The organism is Stenotrophomonas sp. YJH_SMC_122 (assembly GCF_059369535.1).
This window is the reverse complement of record NZ_JCAFST010000007.1, coordinates 185,861-201,251: the sequence shown is the minus strand read 5'-3', so window position 1 is coordinate 201,251 and position 15,391 is coordinate 185,861. Positions and strand designations below refer to the sequence as shown.

The following is a 15,391-nucleotide window of genomic DNA, read 5'->3' as shown; positions in this document are numbered from 1 at the left end:
GCCTCGATCATTGTGCACCCACAACTTCCGCATGCATGCGGAGGTCGCAGACGCCGCCAAAGGTGTATTCCTTCTGACGCATTCCAACTTGGAAGAAAGCAGCTTCGTCGCGCCAATGCAGCATGCGTTGTGCTCCACCAAAGCGCTCAAGTTCTTCCGACACTGAGACCTGCACTTCGTAGAAGTTCACGCCCAGCGAGCAATCGAACTCAAAGCGCACGGTAAACGGCGTATCGGCCCGGAAGGTGGTGCCCCAAACCCCCGGATCCTGCCGACCTTCCTCCGTCCACAGGCGCACGTCTTGGTTGAGTGTTCCCCACGAGTAGAGCTTGACGCCTTCCTTGTTGCGCAAGCGGACATTCACATTGAGCTTGTCCATGTCACGCACCGGGCGTGCGGTCACCTCGATGACCAGCCTCTCGCGCGGCAGGAAGTAGGCGCATTCTTCGCCCTGACCATCCAGCACCCGAACCCGCTCGACCACGCAATCGTAGTCACCGAAAGAAAGCTTGTCGCTGCGCGCCCCCAGAACGGGGGATCCTTCATGCGGCCCTCCCTCGACAGGCGCATCAGCAGCGGCCTGCGCCTCCACGATCTTCTGCGCGTGCTGCAGATGCTGCGCACTGATGGACGCATAGTAATCACGCTCGTCCTCGTGCAACTGCTTGCGATACTCCAGCACGACGTCGGAAGACGGACCAGCGGCGCGCGCGACGCCGTCTCGCAGAAGAATCGCATGATCGGTCAGAGTACGAATGGACTCCTGGTCGTGCGACACCAGCAGTAGCGTGCAGCCATTGGCTCGCAGGGCTTCCATCTGCTGGAAGCAGCGCTTCTGGAACAGTGCATCACCGACCGCCAGAGCCTCATCGACGATGAGAATGTCCGGCTCGACCTGCGTCTGCACGGCAAAGGCCAGACGCAACATCATGCCGCTGGAGTAGGTCCGCACGGGCTGGTCGATGAAGTCTCCGATGTCGGCAAACGCCGCAATGGCATCGAAACGCTGTAGCACCTCGCGCTCGGTCAGGCCCAGGATCATGCCGTTCAGCAGCACATTTTCGCGCCCGGTGAAATCTGGATTGAAACCGCTACCGAGCTCCAGAAGGGCAGCAATGCGTCCGTTGACCTGTGCCCGGCCGGTCGTCGGCGCGAGTGTTCCGGCAATGATCTGCAGCAGGGTCGACTTGCCGGAACCGTTACGCCCGATGATGCCCACGGCGTCACCCCGCTTCACCCTCAGGCTGACATCGCGCAGGGCCCAGAATTCACGTCCGCGCTGCCGCGACGACCATTCGCCCGCGCCAGGCACGATCCGCCCCAACCTGGGCAGCAACATCTGCAGCAACCGATCAGATGGCTTCTCGAAAATGTTGAAGACTTTGCTGACATTTTCGATATCAATGACGAGATCATCAGACGACATCGGCGAAGGCCCTCCGAGTACGCTGGAACCACCAGTATCCAAAGAACAGGATGGCCAGCGACCAGCCCAGGGCCCATGCGTAGCGCCCCCAGTCCGGCAAGGTACCGCTGACGATGAGCGCGCGGATCTGCTCCACGTACACCGCAAGAGGGCTCAGCCGCATCCAGGTGCCGATCTTCTCCGGGAAAATGATCGACGGGTACAGCACTGGCGTAAGGTACTGGAGCACACGAGCCAGCAGGCCTGCAATCTGGTCCACGTCGCGGAAGAACACTCCCAGCGAAGCAAACAGATAGGACACTCCGAGGGTCAGAGCCAGCAGCGGCAGCACGAGCAGCGGCAACAGCACAATCTGCCAGTGCAGGCCAAAACTGCTGAAGATCAGGAACCCGACCAATGCAACACTGGCGACGCCCGCATTGTAAAGCGAGGACAGAACGACCACGGGAGGCAGGACTTCCAGTGGGAATACCACCTTCTTTACCAGATTCGGATTGCTGAGCACCGCACTAGGTGCACGCGTCAACGACTCGGCAAAGAAGTTGTAGACGATCAGTCCGATGAACAGCAGAACGGCATAGTCCACCCTGCTGTGCGTTTCGATGCCTTTCCATTTCGCACTGAAGATGGTGGCAAAGATGATCGTGTAAATGGCCAGCATGATCAGGGGCACAAGCACGCCCCACAGCGCACCCAGCAGTGAATCCTTGTACTTCTTCTTGATGTCGCGCCCGGTCAGGCTGAGCATCAACTCGACGCGCTGCCCCATCATGCCCCGGCGGCCTCCAGCGCCCTTTCCAGATCCACCTGCAGATCCCCCAGCTCCTCCACGCCCACGCTCAGCCGCACCAGCGCATCGCTGATCCCCAGCTGCTCCCGGCGCGCGACCGGGATCGAGGCATGCGTCATCACCGCCGGATGGTTGACCAGGCTTTCCACGCCGCCCAGCGATTCGGCCAGGGTGAACAGTTCGGTCTTCTCGCAGAAGCGCTTGGCGGCTTCGAAACCGCCCTTGAGCACGATCGAGACGATGCCGCCGTAGCCCGCCATCTGCTTCCCGGCCAGCTCATGCTGCGGGTGCGAGGGCAGGCCCGGGTAGATCACTTTCTCCACCGCTGGATGCTTGTCCAGCCACTGCGCCAGCGCCATCGCATTGGCACAATGCGCCTTCATGCGCAGCGGCAGGGTCTTCAGGCCGCGCAGGGCCAGGAAGCTGTCGAACGGGCCCTGCACGCCACCCACCGAGTTCTGCAGGAACGCCATCTGCTCGGCCAGCGGCGCGTTGTCGCCGACCACGACCATGCCACCGACCATGTCCGAGTGGCCATTGAGGTACTTGGTGGCCGAGTGCAGCACAAGATCGGCGCCCAGCAGCAGCGGGCGCTGCAGCATCGGCGAGGCGAAGGTGTTGTCCACCACCACGATCAGGCCATGGCGCTTGGCGATGGCGGCCACCGCGGCGATGTCCACGATCTTCAGCATCGGGTTGGTCGGGGTTTCAATCCAGACCATCTTCGTCTTCGGGGTGATCGAGGCTTCAAAGGCCGCCAGATCGGTCAGGTCGACGAAGCTGAAGTCCAGCCCGGCGGTACGGCGGCGCACGCGCTCGAACAGGCGGAAGCTGCCGCCGTAGATGTCATCCATGGCCACCACGTGGCTGCCGGCGTCCAGCAGCTCGATCACGGTCGAGCTGGCCGCCATGCCCGAGGCGAAGGCGAAGCCGCGGGTACCGCCTTCCAGCGAGGCCACGCAGCGCTCATAGGCGAAGCGGGTCGGGTTGTGGGTACGCGAGTACTCGAAGCCCTGGTGCTCGCCCGGGCTGGACTGGGCATAGGTCGAGGTGGCGTAGATCGGCGGCATCACCGCACCGGTGCTGGGATCGGGCGACTGGCCACCGTGGATGGCCAGCGTGGCCAGGGCCAGCGCGCGGTCGGGCGAAGAGGAGTTGGACATGTCGTTTCCTGAATGGCGCCGACGTGCGGCGCCGTCAAAGGATCGGGAGTCTATCAGCGCAGCCTTAACGAGCTTTGACGCGAATAAACCGGAATTCAGCGGTGAACGGCAGCGATCAGCGGCTTACTGCACGCGACGGCGCAGATAGTTCAGCAGGTCGATGCGGGTGATCAGGCCGAGGAAGGCGTCACCGTCCATCACGATCGCCACCTGCCCGCGGTCGAACACCGGCAGCAGGGCCTCGATCGGCGACTTCACGTCCAGCCGGTCCAGCTTGCTGACCATCGCAGTGGCGACGGTATCGCGGAAGCGCGCTTCGTCGCCGTAGACGTGCAGCAGCACGTCACTTTCATCGACGATGCCGACCAGCTGGTCGCCGTCCATCACCGGCAGCTGCGACACGTCGTACAGCTTCATGCGCTGGTAGGCGGTGGTCAGCAGGTCGTTCGGGCCGATCACCACCGTGTCGCGCTGGCCGTACGGGCGCAGGATCAGGTCGCGCAGGTCGCCATGCTGCGGGCGCTGCAGGAAGCCGTTGTCCAGCATCCAGTAGTCGTTGTACATCTTCTACAGGTACTTGTTGCCGGTATCGCAGACCAGCACCAGCACCTTCTTCGGCGTGGTCTGCTCCTTGCAGTACTTCAGTGCCGCGGCCAGCAGGGTGCCGGTGGACGAACCGCCGAGGATGCCTTCCTTGCCCAGCAGCTCGCGCGCGGTGTGGAAGCTCTCGGCATCGCTGATGGCGTAAGCCTTCTTGACACGGCTGAAGTCGGAGATCGAGGGCAGGAAGTCCTCGCCGATGCCTTCCACCAGCCAGCTGCCCGACTTGTCGTTGAGCACGCCGTCGTTGATGTACTCGGCCAGGATCGAGCCGACCGGATCGGCCAGCACCAGCTCGGTCTTCGGCGACAGCCTGGCGAACGCACGCGACAGGCCGGTCATGGTGCCGGAGCTGCCGCAGCCGAACACGATGGCGTCGAGGTCGCCGCCCATCTGCTCGAGGATCTCCGGGCCGGTGCCGAACTCATGCGCGGCCGGGTTGTCCGGGTTGCCGAACTGGTTGATGAAATAGGCGCCCGGGGTCTGCTCGGCGATGGTCTTGGCCAAGTCCTGGTAATACTCGGGATGGCCCTTGGCGACGTCCGAACGGGTCAGGCGCACTTCGGCGCCCATCGCCTTCAGGTTGAAGATCTTTTCGCGGCTCATCTTGTCGGGAACGACCAGGATGAGCTTGTAGCCCTTCTGCTGGGCCACCAGTGCCAGGCCCAGGCCGGTATTGCCAGCGGTACCCTCGACCAGGGTCGCCCCCGGCTTCAGGTCACCCCGCTGCTCCGCTGCCTCGATCATCGACAGGCCGATGCGATCCTTGATCGATCCGCCCGGGTTGGCGCTCTCGAGCTTCAGGTAAAGCTCGCAGACGCCGGTGTCCAGGCGCTGGGCCTTGACGATCGGGGTCTGGCCGATGAGTTCGAGGACGGAAGAATGGATGGGCATTCGGAGGACTTTCGATTCGCGCCACGCAGGGCCGGACCGATGATTATCCGACGGATGGCGCTGAATGTCAGGTCGGTGCGGGCAAGCCGCCCGCCGGCCCGTAGAGGGATGCGGGCGGCCCCGGATCGACGAGGAGACCGGTACCGCCCGCATCGGTGAGTGGTGCCTGCAGGCCAAGGCACCACCGCCTGTGGTGCCTTGGCGCGACCGCCTCATCGGCGGTGCCGCGATGCCGGGGCAGGAGCGCACGGCGGGGCCATCGATGGCCGGGTCACGCCATTCCGGGCGTGACGACATGCGTCAAAGCGTGGGGGACGTCGTTGGGAGCGGTGTTTCGTACATTCGCAGAAGACGTTGCTTGGCCAGCAGCTTCTCACGCTTCATGCGACCCAGGGTGACATCATCGATCGGGAGTACACCCAACTCCGCGTCCATGCACTTCTTGTTCAACTTGCGGTGCTGGTCATGGAGTGCCCTGAACTCCGGATCACGCGCGCGACGGGCGTCGATCTCGCTCTGGGGCTGATCTTCAAACATGATGGACCTCCTTCGACAGATACACGAACGCCCCGGCCGCAAGGCACGGGGCGTTGTTCATGGAGGAGTGCCGGTCGATGGCCACCTGGACGCCTGCAACGACCTGCGGCACTGGCCTGCGCACGTCGATCTGCTGCGGTTCGCGCCCTGCTTGCATCGGCCCGGCCCTCCCATCGTCCGGTCCGCGGCATTGCGTCCCGGACGATTGACCCTACGCCTGCTCAGGGCGGGGTACAAGACCCCTGCGACAAAAAGACCGAACCCCGCCGGGGCGGGGTTCAGGCTGAATGCTCATTGCAACGAAAAACAAACAATATCAATGCATTACGGCGCGATGATGACCTCGGCCGAGCGCGCCCGGGTGGACGCAGCCTTCTTGCCACTGACCTGGATCCGGTTGCTGGCGACACCACCTGCGACCAGGGCGTCGCGCAGCGCTTCGGCACGCTTCTGGCCCACGCCGTTGGCACTGTCGTAGGCCTCGATGCGCAGGCGCCCCTTCTTGCCGATGTTCAAGTACTCGGCGAGCGCTTTGGCCTGGTTGCGGGCGCCGCCAGACAGGCTGGACGCACCTGCAGCGAACGCGTCGCCCCCGAAGGTGAAGACCTCACCGCGCGCATCGAACCTCGAACCCGGCAGCTTCTGCCCAGACACCAGCTCGGCCTCCTCACGGGCCAGCTTGGCGGCGTTCTGCTGGGCAGCGCTCAGACGCTGCTGCTGCTTGCCGGCCACGCTGGTCAGGGCGTTCTCGGCGTCCTGGCGGGCAAGGGTCTCGGCCTCGGCGGCCTGGCGCAGGCGTTCGGCCTCCTCGGCCTGCATCTGCGCCTGCATGCGCAGCTGCTCGGCTTCCTGGCGGGCACGGGCGGCATCGCGGCGGCTGGCCTCGATCAGCAGGTCGCTGCGGGTACGCTCCAGACGGTCGACCTCGCGCGCGGCCAGCGCGGTGCGCACGGCGGTCTCGGCAATCTCCACCCGGCGCTCGGCCAGGTACGTGGCCAGCTCCTGGTCGCGGCGCTTGGCCTTGTCCAGGGTGGCGATCGCCTGCTGCGCCTGCATGCGCTCGAAGGCGCCCAGCTCAGCGGTATCGGGGTTGGCCTGGATGGCCATCAGGCGCTGGCTCAGCTGCGCCACCATCGGGTTGTCGGCGGCCACGGCCAGGGTCGGCAGCGCCAGCAGCGCGGCCAGGGTTGCGGCGGTCATCGGCTTCACCGGCGGTCCTCCCCGGTCGACAGCTGGCGTTGCAGCTGGTTGACCTCGTTGCGGCGCAGCTGCAGCTGCGCGGTGACGGTGGCTTCCTCACTGCGGACGCGGGCCAGGTCGGCATCGGCGGCAGCGCGCAGGGCCATCGCCGGGGCGTTCTTGCGCTCGCGGCGGTCGCCGGCGGCGCGCTGGGCCTGCTCCAGCCCCTGCCGGGCCAGCCCGATCAGGTCCGGGGCGTACTGGTCGGCATCGGCCTGGGTGGCCTTGTCGACCGCCTGCCGGGCCTGCGCCAGTTCCAGGGCGGCGTCCTGCGCCCAGGCGGGGGCAGACAGTGCGAATGCAAACGCCATCACATACAGGCCATGGCGCATTCGTGCGAAGCTAAGTCGTTTCATTGGGGAGGCCGTACCGGTTGTCGGTTCACGGCCATTGTCGTCAAGCCGACACCGTGCTGGCAACGGGCGTCGGCCGTTTCGTTGGGGAAAATTCGCAATGGATATCGGCTACTTCCTGAAGCTGATGACCGAAAAGAACGCTTCGGACATGTTTCTGACCACCGGGGCACCGGTCTACATCAAGATCGAGGGGAAGCTCTATCCGCTGGGCAACACCGGCCTGCCGCCGGGCATGGTCAAGAAGATCGCCTACTCGCTGATGGATGAGGGCCAGGTGCCGCAGTTCGAGCGCGAGCTCGAGCTCAACATGGCCATCGCCCTGCCCGATGCCGGGCGCTTCCGCGTCAACGTGTTCAAGCAGCGGGGCGAGGTCGGCATGGTCATCCGCGCCATCCGCAGCCGCATCCCGAGCATCGAGGAGCTGAACCTGCCGCAGGTGCTGAAGGACGTCATCATGACCCCGCGCGGGCTGGTGCTGGTGGTGGGGTCCACCGGCTCCGGCAAGTCGACCTCGCTGGCGTCGATGATCGACCACCGCAACAGCACCACCACCGGTCACATCCTCACCATCGAGGATCCGATCGAGTACCTGCACAAGCACAAGATGTCGATCGTCAACCAGCGCGAGGTCGGCCTGGACACCCATGCCTTCCACAACGCGCTGAAGAACGCGATGCGTGAAGCGCCGGACGTGATCCTGATCGGCGAGATCCTGGATGCGGAGACGATGGAGGCGGCGATCGCCTTCGCCGAGACCGGCCACCTGTGCCTGGCCACCCTGCACTCCAACAACGCCGACCAGACCATCGAGCGCATCCTCAACTTCTTCCCGGAAAGCGCGCACAAGAACGTGCTGATGAACCTGGCGCTGAACCTGCGCGCGGTGATCAGCCAGCGCCTGGTGAAGAACAAGGAGGGCCGACGCCTGCCGGCCACCGAGGTGCTGATCAACACGCCGATGATCCGCGACCTGCTGCGTCGCGGCCAGGTGCACGAGATCAAGGCGGCGATGGAAGCCTCGCTGGAAGAAGGCATGGAGAGCTTCGACCAGTGCCTGTTCCGGCTGGCCAAGGCCGGCACCATCGAGCAGGAGGAAGCGCTGCGCGCAGCCGACTCGCGCGATGGCCTGGCCCTGAAGTTCCGCCTTTCCGAGGGCAGCAGCGGCGAGCACGACCCGTACGCGGACTTCTCGGCAGGCGCACCCAGCATCACCCACGGCTTCTGATCCCACGAAAAAGGGGACGGAGGGGATTAAGTCGTTTGTGCACTTGCGACTTGATCCCCTCCAATCCCCATTTTCTGAAGAATTCAGGGGCGGTCTCATCCAATGAGACCCCTCATCCGTAGGTTTCCTCAATGGAAACCATACGCAAGCTGGCCATTCTGGCTGATGCCGCCAAGTACGATGCCTCCTGCGCCTCCAGCGGCTCGGGAAAGCGCGATTCGCGCGCCAGTGGCGGTATCGGCAGCACCGAGGGCATGGGCATCTGCCACAGCTACACGCCCGATGGCCGCTGTGTTTCGTTGCTGAAGATCCTGCTGACCAACTTCTGCATTTACGACTGCGCCTATTGCGTGAACCGGGTCTCCAGCAACGTGCCCCGTGCGCGTTTCAGCGTGGATGAGGTGGTCACGCTCACCCTGGACTTCTACAAGCGCAACTACATCGAGGGCCTGTTCCTGTCCAGCGGCATCATCCGCAATGCGGACTACACCATGGAACAGATGGTGGAAGTAGCCCGGCAACTGCGCGAAGAGCACCGCTACGCCGGCTACATCCACCTCAAGACCATTCCCGAGGCCTCGCCGGACCTGCTGGCCAGCGCCGGGCGCTATGCCGACCGCCTGTCCATCAACGTGGAACTGCCGACCGAAGCCGGCCTGAGCGCCTTGGCGCCGGAGAAGACGGTTCATTCCATCCGTGGCGCGATGGGGGAACTGCGCTGGCGCATCGAGGAAGCCAAGGAAGCTCGCAAGGCCCCTGCAGCGGTGGCACCGACGGCCAGCCGCAGCGCTCGCCCGCGCCCTCCCCGTTTCGCACCGGCCGGGCAGAGCACCCAGATGATCGTCGGCGCGGACGGGGCAAACGACCAGCAGATCCTGGCCAGCGCCGACAGCCTGTACGGCAACTACCGCATGCGCCGGGTCTATTACTCCGCGTTCAGCCCGATTCCGGACGCCAGCCGGCAGCTGCCACTGCAGCCGCCACCGCTGCAGCGCGAACATCGCCTTTACCAGGCTGACTGGCTGCTGCGCTTCTACGGCTACGGCGTGGATGAGATTACCGATACCACCCAGGACGGCATGCTTGACCTGGATATCGACCCGAAGATGGCCTGGGCGATCCGCCACCCCGAGCGCTTTCCGGTCGATCTGAACCGGGCACCGAAGGAAATGCTGCTGCGCGTACCCGGCCTTGGCGTGCGCAACGTCAAGCGCGTGCTGATGGCACGCCGCCACGGGCGGCTGCGCGTGGCCGACATCGCGCGCCTGAAGGCACCGATGAGCAAGCTGCTGCCGTTCGTGCTGCTGGCCGACCATCACCCGCGCAAAGCACTGGATGATCCGGCGGCGCTGCGCGCGCAGCTGGCCCCGCCGCCGCGCCAGGGTTCGCTGTTCGATGCCCCGTCCGCGGCCTGACGCGCAGCGCTGGTCGCTGCGGGTGGATCCGCCATGGTCGCTGCAGGCCTGGCGCGATGCTGCGCGCGAAGCGTTGCTGCGCGGCGTTGCCCCGCCGCAGCTGGACTGGCTGGAAGGGAGTGACACGTCGCTGCTGGATGCGCCGGCCGTGCAGCAGGCGCCGATGCTTGCCGATGCCGGTGCACCCAACGTTCCACGTGACTTCCTGGAGCTGGCGGCCACCTGCCTGTGCCATCGCGATCCCCAGCGCCTGGCCTTGCTGTATCGCCTGCTGTGGCGCATCGCCCATGGCGAGCGATCAGTGCTGGGCAACCCCGCCGACGCCGATGTCCTGCGCGCGACAGCCCTCGCCCAGGCCGTCCGCCGTGACACGCACAAGATGAAGGCATTCGTGCGCTTCCGCGAGGTGCCTGGCCAGCCTGATGCGTTCATCGCCTGGTTCGAGCCACAGCACCACATCGTCGACCGGGTCGCGCCGTTCTTTGCGCGCCGCTTCACCGGCATGCGCTGGGCGATCCTGACCCCTTCGCGCAGCGTCGCCTGGGATGGGCAGGCGCTTGCGTTCGGCCCCGGTGCACGGCGCGAGGATGCCCCGGCCGAGGATGCACGCGAGTCGCTGTGGCAGACCTACTACGCCAGCATCTTCAATCCGGCCCGGCTCAACACGCGGATGATGATGCAGGAAATGCCGGCCAAGTACTGGCGCCACCTGCCTGAAGCACAGTTGCTGCCACGCCTGGTGCGCGATGCGGCCGACCGCGTGCAGGAGATGCATGACCGGCCGGCGCAGGCGCCGCAACGCAGGATTCGCCCACGTGCGAACGCTGCGGCGCCGGCAACCGATGCCAGCAGTCTGGACAATCTGCGCGGACAGGCCAGCGCCTGCCGCCAGTGCCCGTTGTGGGAGCACGCCACGCAGACCGTGTTCGGCCAGGGGCCGGCAGGGGCCGAGGTGATGCTGGTCGGAGAACAACCCGGCGACACCGAGGATCTGCGCGGGCAGCCGTTCGCAGGACCCGCCGGCCAGGTGCTGGACCGCGCACTGGCGGAGCTGGGAATCGATCGCGCCCAGCTGTACCTCACCAACGCGGTGAAGCACTTCCACCATGAGCGGCGCGGCAAGGTGCGGCTGCACAAGCGACCGGAAAGCCGCCACATCCAGGCCTGCCGCCCCTGGCTGATGGGCGAGATCGCGCGTGTGCTGCCCAGGGTGATCGTGTGCCTGGGCGCGACAGCGGCAGCTTCAGTGTTCGGTCGTGACTTCGACCTCTCGCGCGACCGCGGACGCTGGCACACCCTCGAAGACGGCACCCGCGGCTACGCCACCGTGCACCCGGCGTGGGTGTTGCGGCAGGCCGACGATGCGCGCCGCGAGGACGCCTACCGGGTGTTCCGCGATGACCTGGCCCGTTTGCGGCAGAAAGGGGACGGAGGGGATTAAGTCGTAAGTGCATATACGACTTAATCCCCTCCGTCCCCTTTTTTCAGGCGGCGTCGAGCTGGTGTTCCGGGCGGGCGCGGTCGAAGGCATCCAGTGCCTGGCAGGCCGCTTCGATGCGGCGCAGGGTCGGGTACGGTGCCAGGTCCAGGCCGAAACGGTGGGCGTTGTACAGCTGCGGCAACAGGCAGATGTCGGCCAGGCCAGGACGGTCGCCGTGGCAGAAGGTGCCGGTGTCGCGGCTGTTGGCCAGTATCGCTTCCATCGCGTCAAAGCCTTCGGCGATCCAGTGCAGGGTCCACTGGGTGCGGGCATCGGCAGGCAGCTGCAGGTCGCGTTCCAGGTACTGCATCACCCGCAGGTTGTTGATCGGATGGATATCGCAGGCCACAAGCTGCGCCAGCGCCCGCACCCGTGCGCGGCCCGCAGCATCGGCAGGCAGCAGCGGCACCTGTGGGAAGCGCTCTTCCAGGTACTCGATGATCGCCAGCGACTGGGTCAGCGTGTGCCCATCATGCAGCAGGGTCGGCACCAGCTGCTGCGGATTGAGCGCGCGATAAGCCTCATGGTGCTGCTCGCCACCGTCGCGCACCAGATGCACCGGCCGCGCCTCCCAGGCCAGGCCCTTCAGCTCCAGGCCGATGCGCACGCGGTAGGCGGCGCTGGATCGCCAGTAGGTGTACAGCACGATGCCGTCGTCGACCGGAATCTCCATCGCCGCCTCCATGCTCAGGGCTTGGCCGCCTGTTCGATGCGCTGCTCGATCGCACCGAAGATGCTGTTGCCGGCAGCGTCGAGCATCTCGATGCGGACCACGTCGCCGAAGGACATGAACGGCGTGCTCGGCTTGCCGTCACGCAGGGTCTCGACCACGCGCTGCTCGGCGAAGCATGAGGCACCCTTGCTGGTGTCTTCGTTGGCGATGGTGCCCGAGCCGACGATGGTGCCGGCACCCAGCGGGCGGGTCTTGGCCGCATGCGCGACCAGCTGGGCGAAGTTGAACTGCATGTCCACGCCCGCCTCCGGCGCACCGAACCACTGGCCGTTGATGTGGGTCAGCAGCGGCAGGTGCACCTTGCTGTCCTGCCACGCAGCACCCAGCTCATCGGGGGTGACGAACACCGGCGACAGCGCCGAACGCGGCTTGGACTGCAGGAAGCCGAAGCCCTTGGCCAACTCGCCCGGGATCAGGTTGCGCAGCGAGACATCGTTGACCAGGCCGACCAGCTGGATGTGGCCGGCGGCCTGTTCCGGGGTGGCCGCCATCGGCACATCGTCGGTGATCACCACGATCTCCGCTTCCAGGTCGATGCCGTAGTCCTCGCTGACCACCTTGACCGCATCGCGCGGGCCGTAGAAACCGGCGCTGGTGGCCTGGTACATCAGCGGGTCGGTGTAGAAGCTCTCCGGCACCTCCGCACCACGGGCGCGGCGCACGCGCTCGACATGCGGCAGGTAGGCGCTGCCATCGACGAACTCATAGGCACGCGGCATCGGCGCTGCCAGTGCCTGCGGATCGAGATCGAACACGCCATCGGCGTCGCCGGCGTTGAGCGATTCGTACAGGGCGTTCAGGCGCGGTGCGATGTGGCTCCAGTCCTCCAGGGCCTGCTGCAGGGTGGCGGCAATGCCGGTGGCGCGCACGCCGTGGCGCAGGTCGCGCGAGACGACGATCAGGGTGCCGTCGCGGCCGCCTTCCTTCAAAGAACCAAGCTTCATGGGTGGGTGTCCGGAGTCGTGGGCAAACAAGTTTCAAGTGTAATCAAATCTGCGGCGGCGCCAAGCCGCAGCGCGGCATCGGCCCACCCTACCGTAGTGGGGGGTTCGGCAGGGCTTGCAGCCCTGCACCTGCTTCAAGCCAAGGCAACAGCCGACGCAACAGCAACAGCGGGCATTCCGTGGGATGGCGAGGCACTGTGGGTTTGCGGGGACGCCGTAAACCCATCCATGGGGGCTTGGTCGCGGCATCCATGCCGCTCACACCCCGCAAACCCACAGTACCCCGCCTTCGACAGTAGGCCGGTGGCCAGTAGATCCACGCCCTGCATGGATGAAATCTGTCAGATATCGAATGAAATTCCGGGGTCAGATCCGTTTTCCTGCGGAAAACGGATCTGACCCCATGCCATTCCGACAGATCGCAGGAAACTGTCGAAGGGGGGGTGGGTCCGGTGGCGGGAGTGTCCGCGGCATGGATGCCGCGGCCAAGCCCCCAGGGACGGGTTTACGGCGTCTCCCGCCACCGGACCCACCCCGCCATCCCACAGGAAATCAGCTTTTGCCGTTGCCATTGCCATTGCCCTGGCCTCTGCGGGTGCAGGGCGCAGCCCTGCAGAGAGAACCCCTACCTGAACAGGCCTTTTTGCGTGAAGTCTCAAACATCGTTTAGACTTGCGCGGTCTGCAGCGGCCGTCCGTTTCCCTTCGGGATCGCCGGCGACCAGGGTCCGCCCTCTTCGCCCGCCCCCACTCCGACGCCGTTCGTCACGCATTCCAGCCTGCGCTTCGTGCCGGCTGCACCCAATTCTCGCAGCGCGGTTCACGGGAACGCTCCGAGTCAGCCGATCACTTTGATCTGCCCCCGTCTGTCCGTTCGGACAGGCGTTTCTTGTACCTGGAGCAATCTCAATGTCTTTTGAATCGCTGGGCCTGGCGCCCTTCCTGCTGCGTGCGCTTGCCGAGCAGGGCTACGAAAACCCGACCCCGATCCAGCAGCAGGCGATCCCGCTGGCGCTGGCCGGTCGCGACCTGCTGGCCGGCGCACAGACCGGTACCGGCAAGACCGCCGCGTTCGGCCTGCCGCTGCTGCAGCACCTGGGCACCGCCTCGCAGGAAGTGCGTGCCGGCCCGCGCAAGCCGCGTGCGCTGATCCTGGCCCCGACCCGCGAACTGGCCACCCAGGTGCATGACAGCCTGCGCGGCTACAGCAAGTACCTGCGCATTCCCAGCGCCTGCATCTACGGCGGCGTCGGCATGGGCAACCAGCTGGACATCCTGCGCCGTGGCGTCGACCTGCTGGTGGCCTGCCCGGGCCGCCTGATCGACCACCTGGAGCGTCGCAGCGTCGACCTGTCCGGCATTGAACTGCTGGTGCTGGACGAAGCCGACCGCATGCTCGACATGGGCTTCCTGCCGTCGATCAAGCGCATCCTGGCCAAGCTGCCGAAGCAGAACCGCCAGACCCTGCTGTTCTCGGCAACCTTCGAGGACAACATCCGCCAGCTGGCGCTGGAGTTCATGCGCAACCCGGAACAGATCCAGGTGACGCCGAAGAACACCGTGGCCGAAACCATCACCCATCGCGTGCATCCGGTCGATGCCGGCCGCAAGCGCGACCTGCTGCTGCACCTGCTGGCGCAGGACAGCCGCGAGCAGACCCTGGTGTTCGCCCGTACCAAGCATGGCAGCGACAAGCTGGCCACGTTCCTGGAAAAGTCGGGCATCAAGACTGCGGCGATCCATGGCAACAAGAGCCAGGGCCAGCGCCTGCGTGCGCTGGGCGACTTCAAGGCCGGCCGCGTGACCGTGCTGGTGGCCACCGACATCGCCGCGCGCGGCATCGACATCAACGAGCTGCCGAAGGTGATCAACTTCGACCTGCCGATGGTGGCCGAGGACTACGTGCACCGCATCGGCCGTACCGGCCGCAACGGCGCGACCGGCCAGGCGATTTCGCTGGTGGCGCAGGATGAAGTGAAGCTGCTGCGCGCGATCGTGCGCCTGCTGGGCCGCGACATGGACATCCGCGATGTGCCGGGCTTCGAACTGCAGACGCCGATCCGCTGGGGCAACAGTGCGCCGGGCAAGGCCGAGCACGATACCGGCGAGCGCGCACCGCGCAAGAGCCACGCTCGCCGTCCGCACGGTGATGCGCCGCGCCATGCGCATGCCGGCCCGAAGAAGGCCGGTGGCGGCCGCCGCGAGGGTGGTGGCAACGGCCAGCAGCGTGCGGGTGCAGGCGCCGGTCAGGGCCAGCGTCGTGGCGGTGGCGGTAATGGTGGCGGCCGTGGCCGCGGCCAGGGAGGCAACGGCGGCGGTCGCGCCGGCTGATCACAGCTGACAGCTGTTGTGCTTCCCGTTGCGCGGGAGGCTATCGAGGGACGGCGCTGACGCGCCGTCCTTTTTTGTTGCTGGCTACCGGGTGATGAAGCACGCGGTGGCGGTACCGAGGGCGGATGGGCATGGGGCAGCGCAGAACACGCTGTAAATACGTCCATGTAAGCCGAAGTCGCGATTCCTGGCTGTGCTTTTGCTTTTGCCCTTGCTCCCGTCTTGGGGTCTGATGCGTCCGCGCCCGCAGGAAACCGTC

The 15,391-nt window shown here is 65.8% G+C and carries 12 protein-coding genes and 1 pseudogene; 4 read left to right on the top strand and 9 right to left on the bottom strand.

The genetic code is table 11. The features are described 5' to 3' along the window. Nucleotides 1-7: 7 nt before the first annotated feature. The 7 genes and pseudogenes from AC5P66_RS11880 to AC5P66_RS11850 all read right to left on the bottom strand — a co-directional run bounded on the left by AC5P66_RS11880 (nt 8) and on the right by AC5P66_RS11850 (nt 6,981). Nucleotides 8-1,426 carry an ABC transporter ATP-binding protein gene (locus AC5P66_RS11880; RefSeq protein WP_099486306.1) on the bottom strand — a complete coding sequence of 473 codons (1,419 nt, stop codon included), beginning with the start codon at nt 1,424-1,426 and terminating at the stop codon, nt 8-10. Further along, entirely contained in the window at nt 1,416-2,198 is a 783-nt protein-coding gene (locus AC5P66_RS11875; RefSeq protein ID WP_099486308.1) for an ABC transporter permease, read from the bottom strand. The genes AC5P66_RS11880 and AC5P66_RS11875 overlap by 11 nt, the downstream gene beginning before the upstream one ends. Then, on the bottom strand, nt 2,195-3,379 hold the full coding sequence (locus AC5P66_RS11870; RefSeq protein WP_099486310.1) for a cystathionine gamma-synthase: 1,185 nt from the start codon (nt 3,377-3,379) through the stop codon (nt 2,195-2,197). Before AC5P66_RS11870 ends, AC5P66_RS11875 begins: the two co-directional genes overlap by 4 nt. A 123-nt stretch (nt 3,380-3,502) precedes the next feature. Continuing rightward, a pseudogene (locus AC5P66_RS11865) lies at nt 3,503-4,873 on the bottom strand (pyridoxal-phosphate dependent enzyme). A 300-nt stretch (nt 4,874-5,173) separates the two neighbouring features. Continuing rightward, the gene (locus tag AC5P66_RS11860; RefSeq protein WP_005407964.1) at nt 5,174-5,410 is read right to left on the bottom strand and encodes an HP1242/YdcH family protein; all 237 of its coding nucleotides are present in this window, start codon (nt 5,408-5,410) and stop codon (nt 5,174-5,176) included. Between the two features lie 324 nt (nt 5,411-5,734). Further along, nucleotides 5,735-6,619, bottom strand: coding sequence for an OmpA family protein (locus AC5P66_RS11855; protein ID WP_099495409.1), 885 nt, complete (start codon nt 6,617-6,619; stop codon nt 5,735-5,737). After that, a complete protein-coding gene (locus tag AC5P66_RS11850) occupies nt 6,616-6,981 on the bottom strand; it encodes a DUF4398 domain-containing protein (protein WP_005415160.1) in 366 nt (121 codons plus the stop codon). Before AC5P66_RS11850 ends, AC5P66_RS11855 begins: the two co-directional genes overlap by 4 nt. Nucleotides 6,982-7,102: 121 nt before the next feature. On the opposite strand from AC5P66_RS11850, the gene AC5P66_RS11845 reads away from it, so the two are divergent. The 3 genes from AC5P66_RS11845 (at nt 7,103) to AC5P66_RS11835 (ending at nt 11,086) form a co-directional block, all read left to right on the top strand. Further along, complete coding sequence (locus tag AC5P66_RS11845) at nt 7,103-8,230, top strand: PilT/PilU family type 4a pilus ATPase (protein WP_049416904.1); 1,128 nt, start codon at nt 7,103-7,105, stop codon at nt 8,228-8,230. A gap of 131 nt (nt 8,231-8,361) precedes the next feature. Continuing rightward, a complete protein-coding gene (locus tag AC5P66_RS11840) occupies nt 8,362-9,645 on the top strand; it encodes a putative DNA modification/repair radical SAM protein (protein WP_099495408.1) in 1,284 nt (427 codons plus the stop codon). After that, on the top strand, nt 9,626-11,086 hold the full coding sequence (locus tag AC5P66_RS11835) for a UdgX family uracil-DNA binding protein (RefSeq protein ID WP_495216366.1): 1,461 nt from the start codon (nt 9,626-9,628) through the stop codon (nt 11,084-11,086). Before AC5P66_RS11840 ends, AC5P66_RS11835 begins: the two co-directional genes overlap by 20 nt. A gap of 43 nt (nt 11,087-11,129) precedes the next feature. On the opposite strand, the gene maiA is transcribed toward AC5P66_RS11835, so the two are convergent. Beyond that, nucleotides 11,130-11,798 carry a maleylacetoacetate isomerase gene (maiA, locus tag AC5P66_RS11830; RefSeq protein ID WP_049414451.1) on the bottom strand — a complete coding sequence of 223 codons (669 nt, stop codon included), beginning with the start codon at nt 11,796-11,798 and terminating at the stop codon, nt 11,130-11,132. Between the two features lie 14 nt (nt 11,799-11,812). After that, nucleotides 11,813-12,802, bottom strand: a complete 990-nt coding sequence (locus tag AC5P66_RS11825; protein WP_065179110.1) for a fumarylacetoacetate hydrolase family protein — start codon at nt 12,800-12,802, stop codon at nt 11,813-11,815. 908 nt (nt 12,803-13,710) lie between these two features. Here AC5P66_RS11825 and AC5P66_RS11820 point away from each other — a divergent pair. Beyond that, entirely contained in the window at nt 13,711-15,132 is a 1,422-nt protein-coding gene (locus AC5P66_RS11820) for a DEAD/DEAH box helicase (protein ID WP_049414254.1), read from the top strand. Nucleotides 15,133-15,391 lie beyond the last annotated feature (259 nt).

Coding starts and splice junctions, on each gene's coding strand:
- AC5P66_RS11820 (WP_049414254.1), top strand. CDS start 13,711: ATGTCTTTTGAATCGCTGGGCCTGGCGCCCTTCCTGCTGCGTGCGCTT.
- maiA (WP_049414451.1), bottom strand. CDS start 11,798: ATGGAGATTCCGGTCGACGACGGCATCGTGCTGTACACCTACTGGCGA.
- AC5P66_RS11850 (WP_005415160.1), bottom strand. CDS start 6,981: ATGCGCCATGGCCTGTATGTGATGGCGTTTGCATTCGCACTGTCTGCC.
- AC5P66_RS11860 (WP_005407964.1), bottom strand. CDS start 5,410: ATGTTTGAAGATCAGCCCCAGAGCGAGATCGACGCCCGTCGCGCGCGT.
- AC5P66_RS11825 (WP_065179110.1), bottom strand. CDS start 12,802: ATGAAGCTTGGTTCTTTGAAGGAAGGCGGCCGCGACGGCACCCTGATC.
- AC5P66_RS11880 (WP_099486306.1), bottom strand. CDS start 1,426: ATGTCGTCTGATGATCTCGTCATTGATATCGAAAATGTCAGCAAAGTC.
- AC5P66_RS11845 (WP_049416904.1), top strand. CDS start 7,103: ATGGATATCGGCTACTTCCTGAAGCTGATGACCGAAAAGAACGCTTCG.
- AC5P66_RS11870 (WP_099486310.1), bottom strand. CDS start 3,379: ATGTCCAACTCCTCTTCGCCCGACCGCGCGCTGGCCCTGGCCACGCTG.
- AC5P66_RS11875 (WP_099486308.1), bottom strand. CDS start 2,198: ATGATGGGGCAGCGCGTCGAGTTGATGCTCAGCCTGACCGGGCGCGAC.
- AC5P66_RS11835 (WP_495216366.1), top strand. CDS start 9,626: ATGCCCCGTCCGCGGCCTGACGCGCAGCGCTGGTCGCTGCGGGTGGAT.
- AC5P66_RS11840 (WP_099495408.1), top strand. CDS start 8,362: ATGGAAACCATACGCAAGCTGGCCATTCTGGCTGATGCCGCCAAGTAC.